This is a genomic window from Mesorhizobium sp. 113-3-3 (genome assembly GCF_016756495.1).
In the GTDB taxonomy this organism is placed as follows: domain Bacteria; phylum Pseudomonadota; class Alphaproteobacteria; order Rhizobiales; family Rhizobiaceae; genus Mesorhizobium.
The window spans coordinates 959,944-972,093 of the sequence record NZ_AP023243.1; the positions used below are offsets into that span (position 1 = coordinate 959,944).

10 protein-coding genes are annotated in these 12,150 nt (G+C 65.0%); 9 read left to right on the forward strand and 1 reads right to left on the reverse strand.

Annotated features, from left to right (window positions below):
- The first annotated feature begins 256 nt into the window (after positions 1-256).
- The 5 genes from mnmG to JG746_RS04530 all read left to right on the forward strand — a co-directional run bounded on the left by mnmG (position 257) and on the right by JG746_RS04530 (position 5,463).
- Positions 257-2,146, forward strand: coding sequence for a tRNA uridine-5-carboxymethylaminomethyl(34) synthesis enzyme MnmG (gene mnmG / locus JG746_RS04510; protein WP_202357080.1), 1,890 nt, complete (start codon positions 257-259; stop codon positions 2,144-2,146).
- Positions 2,143-2,775: a 16S rRNA (guanine(527)-N(7))-methyltransferase RsmG gene (gene rsmG / locus JG746_RS04515; RefSeq protein ID WP_202357081.1), complete on the forward strand. Its 633-nt coding sequence runs from the start codon at positions 2,143-2,145 to the stop codon at positions 2,773-2,775. The genes mnmG and rsmG overlap by 4 nt, the downstream gene beginning before the upstream one ends.
- Positions 2,776-2,829: 54 nt before the next feature.
- Entirely contained in the window at positions 2,830-3,630 is an 801-nt protein-coding gene (locus tag JG746_RS04520; protein WP_202357082.1) for a ParA family protein, read from the forward strand.
- A gap of 81 nt (positions 3,631-3,711) precedes the next feature.
- Positions 3,712-4,599, forward strand: coding sequence for a ParB/RepB/Spo0J family partition protein (locus JG746_RS04525; protein WP_069090575.1), 888 nt, complete (start codon positions 3,712-3,714; stop codon positions 4,597-4,599).
- Between the two features lie 240 nt (positions 4,600-4,839).
- Positions 4,840-5,463: a DUF1326 domain-containing protein gene (locus JG746_RS04530; RefSeq protein WP_202357083.1), complete on the forward strand. Its 624-nt coding sequence runs from the start codon at positions 4,840-4,842 to the stop codon at positions 5,461-5,463.
- Positions 5,464-5,491: 28 nt separating this feature from the next.
- On the opposite strand, the gene holA is transcribed toward JG746_RS04530, so the two are convergent.
- Positions 5,492-6,535: a DNA polymerase III subunit delta gene (holA, locus tag JG746_RS04535; protein WP_202357084.1), complete on the reverse strand. Its 1,044-nt coding sequence runs from the start codon at positions 6,533-6,535 to the stop codon at positions 5,492-5,494.
- A gap of 326 nt (positions 6,536-6,861) precedes the next feature.
- On the opposite strand from holA, the gene JG746_RS04540 reads away from it, so the two are divergent.
- The 4 genes from JG746_RS04540 to lpdA all read left to right on the forward strand — a co-directional run bounded on the left by JG746_RS04540 (position 6,862) and on the right by lpdA (position 12,015).
- Entirely contained in the window at positions 6,862-8,094 is a 1,233-nt protein-coding gene (locus JG746_RS04540) for a 3-methyl-2-oxobutanoate dehydrogenase (2-methylpropanoyl-transferring) subunit alpha (RefSeq protein WP_202357085.1), read from the forward strand.
- Positions 8,095-8,097: 3 nt separating this feature from the next.
- Positions 8,098-9,111 (forward strand): alpha-ketoacid dehydrogenase subunit beta, encoded by a 1,014-nt coding sequence (locus tag JG746_RS04545; RefSeq protein ID WP_202357086.1) that lies wholly within the window; start codon positions 8,098-8,100, stop codon positions 9,109-9,111.
- 1 nt (position 9,112) lies between these two features.
- On the forward strand, positions 9,113-10,423 hold the full coding sequence (locus tag JG746_RS04550; RefSeq protein ID WP_202357087.1) for a dihydrolipoamide acetyltransferase family protein: 1,311 nt from the start codon (positions 9,113-9,115) through the stop codon (positions 10,421-10,423).
- A 197-nt stretch (positions 10,424-10,620) separates the two neighbouring features.
- Complete coding sequence (gene lpdA, locus JG746_RS04555) at positions 10,621-12,015, forward strand: dihydrolipoyl dehydrogenase (RefSeq protein WP_202357088.1); 1,395 nt, start codon at positions 10,621-10,623, stop codon at positions 12,013-12,015.
- Positions 12,016-12,150 lie beyond the last annotated feature (135 nt).

The following is a 12,150-nucleotide window of genomic DNA, read 5'->3' on the forward strand; positions in this document are numbered from 1 at the left end:
ATTGGTGGCGGCGTCAACCCCTGGCCATCCTCGGGAATCCGCCGCGCTACTTCGTGGCTGCTCTGGCCGTGGATGAACGCCTCGGCACTCCCTGGCGTGACTCACGTGAAACAATCGGAGCGGCCATGACTCACGTGAAACATCCGCCGAACGGGCCTCACCGTGTTTCACGTGAAACTTGCTGCGAAGTTTTCTTGACAGCTTGGCCCTGCGGGGACATGTGTCCGTCAATCTTTTGAGTCCAGGAAGTTTTGAAATGACCGATCACTATGATGTGGTTGTGGTGGGCGGCGGCCATGCGGGATGCGAGGCGGCCAGTGCCGCCGCGCGCGCCGGCGCCAAAACCGCGCTGGTGACGCTGCGCTTCGACACGATCGGGGTGATGTCGTGCAATCCGGCGATCGGCGGGCTCGGCAAGGGGCACCTGGTCCGTGAGATCGATGCAATGGACGGGCTGATTGGACGGGTGGCGGATGCCGCTGGCATCCAGTTTCGTTTGCTCAATCGGCGCAAGGGGCCGGCGGTGCGCGGGCCGCGCACGCAGGCCGACAGGAAGCTGTATCGCCTTGCCATGCAGGAAGCGATTCGGCAGCAGAACGATCTCGATGTTGTCGAGGGCGAGGTGCTGGATTTCGAGATCGTCGACGGACGGATCGCTGCTGTTCTTCTGGCCGACGGCCGCAGGCTTGCCTGTGGCGCCGTCGTGCTGACGACAGGCACCTTCCTGCGCGGCCTCATTCATATTGGCGAGAAGAAAATTGTCGCCGGCCGCATGAACGAGCAGGCGAGCCTTGGCCTGTCGGCGACGATGGACCGCGCGGGGTTCAAGCTCGGCCGGCTGAAGACCGGCACGCCGCCGCGGCTGGACGGAAGGACCATCGACTGGGCTTCGCTGGAAAGCCAGGCCGCGGATGAGGATCCGGTGCCGTTCTCCTTGATGACCGACCGTATCGAGACACCGCAGATCGAGTGCGGCATCACCCGCACGACAACGGCGACGCACGAGCTGATCCGCGCCAATCTCGGCCGCTCCGCCATGTATTCCGGCTCGATCGAAGGTGTCGGGCCGCGCTACTGCCCGTCGATCGAGGACAAGATCGTCAAGTTCGGCGACCGTGACGGCCACCAGATCTTTCTGGAGCCGGAAGGCCTGGACGACGACACCGTCTATCCCAACGGGATTTCGACATCGCTGCCGCAGGATGTGCAGCTCGACATACTGAAGACCATTCCGGGGCTGGAGCGGGCAGTGATGCTTCAGCCCGGCTATGCCATTGAATATGATCACGTCGATCCGCGCGAACTGCACCAGACGCTTGAGACGAAGCGGGTCGGCGGCCTCTTTCTCGCCGGGCAGATCAACGGCACGACCGGGTATGAGGAGGCGGCCGGCCAGGGCTTGCTCGCCGGGCTGAATGCCGCGCGGCTGGCGGCTGGCGGTGAGCAGGTCGTGCTCAGCCGCACGGAGGCCTATATCGGCGTGATGGTCGATGACCTGACCAGCCGTGGCATCAGCGAACCCTATCGGATGTTCACCTCGCGCGCCGAATTCCGGCTGTCGCTGCGCGCCGACAATGCCGATGAGCGGCTGACGCCGCTGGCCGGAAGGCTGGGGATTGCTTCTGCGCAGCGGATACAGCGCTATGGCGATGTCATGCGGCGGCTCGACGAGGCGCGCGAACTGGCAATATCGGTGGCGATGACTCCGAACGAGGCGGCACGGCATGGGCTGGAAATCAACCGCGATGGTGTGCGCCGGTCCGGCTACGAACTGCTGGCCTATCCCGATGTCGACATAGCCTGGCTAGCCAGGATCGAGCCGGGATTTGCTGGGATCGACGCCAAAACGGCCGAGCGGCTTGAAACGGAGGCGAAATATTCGGTCTATCTTGACCGGCAGAAGAGCGATGTCGCGCAGATCCGGCACGAAGAGAGCCGATTGATCCCGGAGACGGTCGATTTCGCCCGCGTGCCCGGCCTGTCCAATGAATTGAAGCAGAAGATGCAGGCGCGGCGGCCGCGCTCCATTGCTGACGCCCAGCGGATGGAAGGCATGACGCCGGCGGCGCTGGCGATCATTGTCGCGCATGTCCGGCATCATGAGAGTGCGCAGAGGCCGCAGAGCGTACAAAGGGTTGTTGCGTGAGCTCTTTCACCTGGAAGAGCCTGCAGGACGCCGCCGGCCCGGTTTCACGTGAAACATTCGATCGCCTGGTGGCGTTCGAAGCCATGTTCCAGAAGTGGAATCGCAGCATCAATCTCGTCGCTCAGTCGACCGCGGGCGATGTCTGGCAGCGCCATATTCTCGACAGCGCACAGCTGGCGCGCATAGAGCCAAATGCCACGCATTGGGTCGACATCGGTTCGGGCGGCGGATTTCCGGGCCTGGTCATGGCTTTCCTGCTTGCCGAGCGCGACGGCGCCAGCATCGATCTGGTTGAAAGCAACCGCAAAAAGGCGTCGTTCCTGCAGACGGTGATCGGCCAGTTCAGCCTGCCGGCGCGGGTCGTGGCGCGCCGCATCGAGGACAGCCATGCGCTTGTTTCGCAACCGCAAATCGTCACGGCGCGGGCCCTGGCCTCGCTTTCGGTCCTGTTGGATCTGTCGTCGCCGTGGCTGATATCAGGCGCGCGCGGGCTGTTCCACAAAGGCCGGGATTATCGCGCCGAAGTGCAAGAAAGCGTTAACCGGTGGGCCTTCGATCTGGTAGAACATCCCAGTGTGACGGACCCCTACGGCGTCATCCTGGAACTATCTAACCTGCGACCCGTCTGATCTTCGACCTGTCGGGCTATTTGGCGACCCAAAATGAATTTCTGGCATAGACCCATGATGAAAAACGGCCCTCGAATCATCACCGTAGCCAACCAGAAGGGCGGTGTCGGCAAGACCACCACCGCCATCAACCTGGCCACCGCTTTGGCCGCGATCGGCGAAAAGGTGCTGATCGTCGACCTCGACCCGCAAGGCAATGCCAGCACCGGCCTCGGCATCGACCGCAAGGATCGCACCGTCTCGTCCTACGACGTGCTGACCGGCGAATTGGAGCTGGAAGCCGCGGCCATTCCGACCGCCGTTCCCGGCCTTTCGATCGTGCCGTCGACGCTCGATCTGCTCGGCATCGAGATGGAGATAGCCTCGGCGCCGGACCGCGTGCTCAAGCTGCGCAATGCGCTGCGGGCCGCGACCGAGCGCGGAGCGCCCTTCGGCTATGTGCTGATCGACTGCCCGCCTTCGCTCAATCTTCTGACACTGAATTCTATGGCGGCGGCCGATTCGGTGCTGGTGCCGCTGCAATGCGAGTTCTTCGCGCTGGAAGGTCTCAGCCAGTTGCTGGAAACCGTCGAGCAGGTGCGCCGGTCGATCAATCCGGACCTCACCATTCAGGGCATCGTGCTGACCATGTATGACGGCCGCAACAATCTGGCCAACCAGGTGGTGCAGGATGTGCGCCAGCATATGGGCGACAAGGTCTACGAAACCGTCATTCCGCGCAATGTGCGGGTGTCGGAGGCGCCGTCCTACGGCAAGCCGGCGATCCTTTACGATCTGAAATGCTCGGGCAGCCAGGCCTATCTGCAACTGGCTTCGGAAGTGATCCGCCGCGAGCGTAAATTGCGCGCCGCTTGATTAGATCGGGTGCATGATTAACAGCCGATTCGATACCGAAACGATCAAAAGACGATTATCCAAAATAGACTTGGAACAGACATGAGCGAAGACCTTTCGAGGAAAAGACTCGGGCGTGGCCTGGCGGCACTGATCGGCGAGATCGACCGCCCGGCGGCACCGGAAAAGCCCGGCATGAGCGCCGACGGCAAGGTGCCGATCGAGTTCGTGAGCCCCAACCCGAAGAACCCACGCCGTCACTTTGGCGACGCCGAACTGACCGACCTCGCTCAGTCGATCCGCGAACATGGGGTGGTGCAGCCGGTGGTGGCGCGGCCGTCGCCGACGCAGGCGGGGCGCTACGAGATCATTGCCGGCGAACGGCGCTGGCGGGCGGCGCAGCGCGCCGGGCTGACCGAGATCCCGGTCATCATCCGCGAGGTCAACGACCGCACCGCGCTCGAGCTCGCCATCATCGAGAACGTCCAGCGCACCGATCTCAATGCCGTCGAGGAAGCGCTGGGCTATCAGCAGCTGATCGACGAGCACGGCTACACCCAGGCCGATCTCGGCAATGTCATCGGCAAGAGCCGCAGCCACGTCGCCAATACGCTGCGACTTTTGAAGCTGCCGGACGTGATCCGCGACATGCTGGTCGACGGCGCGCTGTCGGCCGGTCACGCCCGCACGCTGGTGACGGCGGAGGATCCGGCTGGCCTTGCCAAGCGCATCGTCGAGGAAGGACTTTCGGTGCGCCAAGCCGAAGCGCTGGCGCAGATGCCGGCCGGCCCCACGCCGGCCAAGCCGAAGCAGCCGCAAGCCGCGCCGGAAAAGGACACCGACACGCTGGCGCTGGAAAAGCTGATGACCGATACGCTCGGCATGATCGTGGCCATCGATCACAAGGGCAAAGGCGGCGAGCTGCGGGTGTCCTACCGGTCGCTGGAGCAGCTGGACGAGCTGTGCCGGAGATTGAAGCAGGAGCGGTAGTTAGCCGGCGAACTTCGACTTCCTTCTCCCCTTGTGGGAGAAGGAAAGATGCACCGCCGCCAGCGCGGCTTGACACTCCCGGCCAACGGCGTAACCTATATTAGATATGGCTTAAATAATGTGCCCTGGCGTGCCGGTCCATCGCGGCGAGGGCTGCTTGCCATTCCTGCCGTGTCGAGAAATGGCACCGCCTCGCCAAAGCGATATGCCGACGCGCCTGACGCAAAGCGGGAGGTGCAAATGGCAGTCCGTTGGCAATTGTCCGGAAGTTACTTCGAAAACTGCAGCTGCGATGTCGTCTGTCCTTGCCTGCTGTCCACCCAGGCACAGCTGACATCGAAGCCTACGAAAGGCTTTTGCGACGTCGGTCTGGCCTTTCATATCGACAAGGGCACTTACGGCGACGTTCCACTGGATGGGCTCAGTGTCGCCATGGTCGCTCACACGCCGGGTCCGATGGCAAACGGCAATTGGACTGCCGCCGCCTATATCGACGAACGGGCCGATGACAGGCAGACAGAGGCGCTGGGCGCCATCTTCACTGGCGCCGCCGGCGGCCCGATGGCGGTGTTGGCGCCCATGATCGGCACCAACCTCGGCGCCAGGAAGGTGCCGATAGACTACCGGGTAGACGGCAAGAAGCGGTCGGCGGCGATTGCGGGCGTCATGCGGATGGCGGTCGAGCCGCTGCCGACAATGCGCGAGGACGGGCAGATGTGGGCGGCCACCGGTCATCCCATCAATCCCGACTGGCTCGCTTTGGCGATGGGGTCGCAAGGCAGTACATTCAGCGACCATGGCATGAGCTGGGACAATTCAGGCCGGAACGGACATTACGCCCCGATCAACTGGTCTGGCGAGTAGTCGTCGGCCGCGCACAATACGGCACGTACTAACGCTGCCCCAGCCTCGCGCTTTCCACCGCGATGCCGAGCAGCGCCTGCCGTGCCAGCGCGACCGAAAGGTCCGGCCGCCGCCGCGTCTGCAGCACGGCGGTCTGCAGCCGGGTCAGCGCGCGGCTGAGGGCTTCGCTGCTCCAGCGCTCCAGCGCCTTCTCCACCAGCTTGCGCCGCGAGAAGAAAACCGGCGGACGTGCACCGGCGACGACCGATGCGGCATTGCGCCCGGCGGAGTCCATCTGGCCGCGCATGACCTGGATCTGCTGCAACTGCCGCATCGCCGAGGACAGCACCAGGAAAGGCGGGCCGCCGGACTGGCAATGGCGGGTGAAGGCGGTGTCGAAATCGCCGACCTTGCCTTCGAGCAGCGCGTCGACGGCATCGTCGAAGGAGGCGCCGGACACGTCGCCTGACGTCGCCCTGACATCCTCCAGGCCGATCTCCTTCTGGCCGTGGGCGTAGAGGATGAGCTTTTCGATCTCGCCGCGCGAAGCCAGCCGGTCGCCGCCGAGATTGCGGCGCAGCGCTTGCCTCGCCTCCAGCGTCATCGACATGCCGGCCTTGCGCAGTTCGTCGTCGATGACGGTGTCGATGTCGCGGGCCTCGTCGGCATAGCAAGGCAGCGCCATGGCGTTGTCAGCGCCCTCGACCACGGCGCGCAGGCCGACGCCCTTCTTCAGGTCGCCGGCCTCGATCAGGATGATGGCATCGCGCGCGGGTTCCGCCGTCAGCGCCTTGACGTCCTCGGCCAGCGCCTTCTGGCCGGTGGCATTGCGCACCCAGAGCAGGCGCCGGTCGGAAAACATCGGCACGGTGCGGGCCTCGTCGAGCAGCCGGCCCTCGTCGCGATCGACCTCCGAGCCTTCCAATCGGACCACGGAAAAGGGATCGTCGAGCGGCAGGCCGGTCTTTTCGGCAAAGGCCTTCGCACGCTCGGAGACGAGGCCGCGATCGGGACCATAAAGCAGCACGATGGAGAAGCGCGCGTCAGGCCGCGCGAGCCAGGAATCGACCTCGAAAGCTTTCTTCTGTGCCATGGCGGGTGGTTAGCATGGCAAGGCGGCGGCGTGAACAGAGTTCGATCTCCCCCCTCGTGGGGAGATCGGCAGCATCAACCCCAGCGCCCGACAAGTGAATCGCCTTATCTGGCGGAAACCCCAGCGCAAGCTTGCGCCTAATTGCGCGCTTCCCCTCAACATCGACAAGAAATTTCGCGGACATATCTCCATCCTAATGCGCGGGAGGCTGGGTCGGCCGGCGTGGCCGGTCCGATGACCTTCGACGAATTCGCACTGGACGCGCGGATGTGCAAATATCCTTGGCTAGGGATATTGGGGCCAGGCAACATTGGAGGACGAAGGTCATGGCCGATGCTGGGATGTTGCGTTTCCACGTTCCGGAGCCGGAAGTGCGGCCGGGCGGCACGCCTGATTTCTCCAACGTGACCCTCGCGGCGGCCGGCTCGGTGCCGCGCCCCGACATCGATGTCGATCCGCGCACCATCCGCGACATGGCCTTCTCCATTATCCGTGTGTTGAACCGCGATGGCGAGGCCGTCGGGCCGTGGGCGGGGCTGCTCTCCAACGAGGAGCTGCTGGAGGGCCTGCGCCACATGATGACGCTGCGGACCTTCGATGCGCGCATGCAGATGGCGCAGCGCCAGGGCAAGACCTCCTTCTACATGCAGCATCTTGGCGAAGAGGCGGTGAGCTGCGCCTTCCGCAAGGCGCTCGCGCCGGGCGACATGAATTTCCCGACTTATCGCCAGGCAGGGCTGCTCATCGCCGACGGCTATCCGATGGTCACGATGATGAACCAGATCTATTCCAACGAGGCCGATCCGCTGAAGGGCCGGCAGCTGCCGATCATGTATTCGTCGAAGGAGCACGGCTTCTTCTCCATCTCCGGCAATCTGGCGACGCAGTATATCCAGGCGGTCGGCTGGGCGATGGCCTCGGCGATCTCGAACGATTCGAAGATCGCGGCGGCCTGGATCGGTGACGGCTCGACGGCGGAATCCGATTTCCACTCCGCCCTGGTGTTCGCCTCCACCTACAAGGCGCCGGTCGTGCTCAATGTCGTCAACAACCAGTGGGCGATCTCGACCTTCCAGGGCATTGCACGCGGCGGCTCCGGCACCTTCGCGGCGCGGGGCCTCGGTTTCGGCATCCCGTCGCTGCGCGTCGACGGCAACGACTATCTCGCCGTCCATGCTGTCGCCAAATGGGCGGCCGAGCGGGCGCGGAAGAATCTCGGGCCGACGCTGGTCGAATATGTCACCTACCGCGCCGGGGCGCATTCGAGCTCGGACGATCCGTCCGCCTACCGGCCGAAGACCGAATCCGACGCCTGGCCGCTCGGCGATCCGATCGTGCGGCTGAAGAACCATCTGATCGGGCTCGGCGTCTGGTCGGACGAGCGGCACGCACAGGCCGAGGCGGAAATCCTCGACACGGTGATCGCGGCGCAGAAGGAGGCGGAAAGCCACGGCACGCTGCATGCCGGCGGCAAGCCGTCGACACGCGACATGTTCGAGGGCCTCTATGCCGAGATGCCGCCGCATCTCAGGCGCCAGCGCCAGCAGGCGGGAGTCTGAGCCATGCCGAGACGGACCATGATCGAGGCCATTCGCGACGCCATGGACGTGTCGATGGGGCGCGACGAGAAAGTCGTCGTGTTCGGCGAGGATGTCGGTTTCTTCGGCGGCGTCTTCCGCTGCACGCAGGGCCTGCAGGCCAAATACGGCAAGAGCCGCTGCTTCGACGCGCCGATCAATGAATCCGGCATTGTCGGCTCGGCCATCGGCATGGCCGCCTATGGCTTGAAGCCCTGCGTGGAAATTCAGTTTGCCGACTACATGTACCCGGCCTACGACCAGCTGACCCAGGAAGCGGCACGCCTGCGCTACCGTTCGAACGGCGATTTCACCTGCCCGATCGTGGTGCGCATGCCGACCGGCGGCGGCATTTTCGGCGGCCAGACGCACAGCCAGAGCCCGGAAGCCTTGTTCACCCACGTCTCCGGCCTGAAGACCGTGGTGCCGTCCAACCCGCATGACGCCAAGGGGCTGCTGATCGCGGCGATCGAGGATCCCGATCCGGTGATCTTCCTTGAGCCGAAGCGGCTCTACAACGGCCCCTTCGACGGCCATCACGACCGGCCGGTGACGCCGTGGTCGAAGCATGAGCTCGGCGAGGTCGCCGACGGCCACTACACCGTGCCGCTCGGCAAGGCGGCGATCCGCAGGGCGGGCGCGGCGGTTACCGTGCTCGCCTACGGCACCATGGTTTATGTCGCCCAGGCCGCGGCCGAGGAGACCGGCATCGACGCCGAGATCATTGATCTCAGAACGCTGTTGCCGCTCGACCTCGACACAATCGTCGCTTCGGTCAAGAAGACCGGGCGCTGCGTCGTCGTGCATGAGGCGACGCTGACCTCGGGCTTCGGCGCCGAGCTGTCGGCGCTGGTGCAGGAAAACTGTTTTTATCATCTGGAGGCGCCGGTGGCGCGGGTCGCCGGCTGGGACACGCCCTATCCGCACGCGCAGGAATGGGACTATTTCCCGGGGCCTGCCCGCGTCGGCCGCGCGCTGATTGAAACCATGGGAGCTTAAGATGGGCGAACACATCATCAAGCTTCCCGATGTCGGCGAAGGCGTCGCCGAGGCCGAACTCGTCGAATGGCACGTCAAGGTCGGCGACATTGTGCGCGAGGACACGGTGCTTGCCGCCGTGATGACCGACAAGGCGACGGTCGAGATCCCGTCGCCCGTCGATGGCGAGATCCTGTGGCTGGGCGCCGAGATCGGCGACACGGTAGCGATCGGCTCGCCCATCGTGCGGCTCAAAGTGCCGGGCGAGGGCAATGTGAAGCCGCAGGGCGGCGAGGCGGAAGCGGTCGCCGCCGAGCCACCGGCCAAGCTTCCGACACCGAAGCCCGAGGCCGCGCCGGTCGCGAAGACCGCGCCAAAGGCCGCCGCTCCGGAAGCGAAATCTACGCCTACCGTTTCGAAAGACATCGGGAAAACGTTCGTTTCCGGCGCGCCGCGCCCGGAGGGTGAAAAGCCGCTGGCGTCGCCGGCCGTGCGGCTGCGGGCGAAGGAGGCCGGCATCGATCTCAGGCAAGTCGCGGGAAGCGGTCCGGCCGGGCGCATCGGCCATGAGGACATCGAGGCTTTCCTGGCGCGCGGACCGCAGGTGGCCAAGGCTTCGGGTCTTGCCCGCAACGATGCGGTCGAGGACATCAAGGTGGTCGGCTTGCGGCGCAAGATCGCCGAGAAGATGACGCTGTCCAAGTCGCGCATCCCGCACATCACCTATGTCGAGGAGATCGACGTCACGGCACTCGAGGAGTTGCGCGCAGCGCTCAACAAGGAGAAGCGCGCGGACAGGCCGAAGCTGACGCTGCTGCCGTTCCTGATGCGGGCCATGGTCAAGGCGATATCAGACCAGCCGCAGCTCAATTCGCTGTTCGACGACGAGGCCGGCATCATCCACCAGCATGGCGGCATCCATATCGGCATCGCCGCGCAGACGCCGTCCGGGCTGGTGGTGCCTGTCGTCAAGCATGCCGAGGCGCGCGACATCTGGGATTGCGGCGCCGAGGTCAACAGGCTGGCCGAGGCGGCCAAGTCCGGCACGGCGACGCGGGACGAGCTCTCCGGCTCGACCATCACCATCACCTCGCTCGGCGCCATGGGCGGCATCGCGACCACGCCGGTCATCAACCATCCGGAAGTGGCGATCATCGGCGTCAACAAGATGATGGTGCGGCCGGTGTGGGACGGCACCCAGTTCATCCCGCGCAAGATGATGAACCTGTCGTCGAGTTTCGACCATCGGGTGATCGACGGCTGGGACGCGGCGGTGTTCGTGCAGCGCATCAAGGCGCTGCTGGAAACGCCGGCGCTGATCTTTGTGGATTGAGGCGATGAGAACGGTCGCAAGGTCCCCCTCACCCGGATTTCCAAGACCGAATTGCCAAGAGCAATTCGGGGCAATCCGACCTCTCCCCGAGGGGAGAGGAGGTCGTCGACGCCGGCGCCAGTCTCTTCTCCCCGCCGGGGAGAAGGTGGCCGCGAAGCGGTCGGATGAGGGGCCTTCACCAAAATGAGCGTGCCAAGATGAAAGAAATCTCCTGCAAGCTGCTCGTCATCGGCGCTGGTCCGGGTGGTTATGTCTGCGCCATCCGCGCCGGGCAGCTCGGCGTCGATACCGTCATCGTCGAGGCCGGCAAACCCGGCGGCACCTGCCTCAATGTCGGCTGCATCCCGTCCAAGGCGCTGATCCATGCGGCGGAGGAGTTCGAAAAGGTGTCGCATATGGCCGGCGGCAAGAGCCCGCTTGGCATCTCGGTCGCCGCACCCGCGCTCGACCTCGGCAAGACCGTCGCCTGGAAGGACGGCATTGTCAGCCGGCTCAACAGCGGCGTCGCCGGCCTGTTGAAGAAGGCCGGGGTGAAGACCGTGCATGGCTGGGCGACGTTCCGCGACGGCAAGACCGTGGAGGTGGAGACCGAGACCGGAAGCCAGGTGATCCGGGCTGAGACCATCGTCATCGCCACCGGCTCGGCGCCGGTCGAACTGCCGTTCCTGCCCTTTGGCGGGCCTGTGATCTCGTCCACGGACGCGCTGTCGTTGAGCGAAGTGCCGAAGAAGCTTGCGGTTGTCGGTGGCGGCTATATTGGGCTCGAACTCGGCATGGCCTTCGCGAAAATGGGCGCTGACGTGACGGTGGTCGAGGCCTTGCCGCGCGTGCTGGCGCAGTATGACGCCGAGCTGACCCGGCCGGTGGCCAAGCGGCTCGCCGCGCTCGGCATCGAAGTGATGACCGGGGCCAAAGCCAAGGGATTGTCGACCAAGGGCGACGCGCTGCTGGTCGAGACGGCGGACGGCAAGAATGCCAAGGTTACCGCCGACAGGATCCTGGTGACGGTCGGCCGCAAGCCGGTGACGGAAGGCTGGGGTCTCGAGCAGATCGATCTCGACAGGGCGGGCAAATTCATCCGCATCGACGACCAGTGCCGCACCTCGATGCGCGGCATCTTCGCCATCGGCGACGTCACCGGCGAGCCGATGCTGGCGCATCGCGCCATGGCGCAAGGCGAAATGGTCGCGGAAATCGTCGCCGGCCACAAGCGCAGCTGGGACAAGCGCTCAATCCCCGCCGTCTGCTTCACCGACCCGGAACTGGTGACGGCAGGGCTGTCGCCGGACGAAGCCAAGGCTCAGGGCGAGATCAAGATCGGCCTGTTCCCGTTCGCCGCCAATGGGCGGGCGATGACGAAGCTCGGCGAGGACGGGTTCGTGCGCGTCGTGGCGCGCGCGGACAATCATCTGGTGCTCGGCGTCCAGGCGGTCGGGCAGGGCGTATCGGAACTGTCGGCGGCGTTTGGCCTGGCGCTCGAGATGGGCGCGCGGCTGGAGGATATCGCCGGCACCATCCACGCGCACCCGACGCAAGGCGAGGGGTTCCAGGAAGCGGCGCTGAAGGCGCTCGGGCACGCGCTGCATATTTAGAGCGCTTACCCTCCCCCTTGTGGGGAGGGTCGATCCGCGAAGCGGAGCGGGGTGGGGGTCTTGACCGATCGTCGGCGCTCACCCCCACCCCGTCCCGCAATCTCCGCTTCGCTCCGATTGCGAGCCGACCCTCCC

What these genes read in the sequence shown, in the direction of transcription:
- JG746_RS04545 (WP_202357086.1), top strand. Translation starts at nt 8,098, where the DNA reads ATGCCGAGACGGACCATGATCGAGGCCATTCGCGACGCCATGGACGTG.
- JG746_RS04525 (WP_069090575.1), top strand. Translation starts at nt 3,712, where the DNA reads ATGAGCGAAGACCTTTCGAGGAAAAGACTCGGGCGTGGCCTGGCGGCA.
- holA (WP_202357084.1), bottom strand. Translation starts at nt 6,535, where the DNA reads ATGGCACAGAAGAAAGCTTTCGAGGTCGATTCCTGGCTCGCGCGGCCT.
- JG746_RS04550 (WP_202357087.1), top strand. Translation starts at nt 9,113, where the DNA reads ATGGGCGAACACATCATCAAGCTTCCCGATGTCGGCGAAGGCGTCGCC.
- JG746_RS04520 (WP_202357082.1), top strand. Translation starts at nt 2,830, where the DNA reads ATGATGAAAAACGGCCCTCGAATCATCACCGTAGCCAACCAGAAGGGC.
- mnmG (WP_202357080.1), top strand. Translation starts at nt 257, where the DNA reads ATGACCGATCACTATGATGTGGTTGTGGTGGGCGGCGGCCATGCGGGA.
- JG746_RS04540 (WP_202357085.1), top strand. Translation starts at nt 6,862, where the DNA reads ATGGCCGATGCTGGGATGTTGCGTTTCCACGTTCCGGAGCCGGAAGTG.
- JG746_RS04530 (WP_202357083.1), top strand. Translation starts at nt 4,840, where the DNA reads ATGGCAGTCCGTTGGCAATTGTCCGGAAGTTACTTCGAAAACTGCAGC.
- lpdA (WP_202357088.1), top strand. Translation starts at nt 10,621, where the DNA reads ATGAAAGAAATCTCCTGCAAGCTGCTCGTCATCGGCGCTGGTCCGGGT.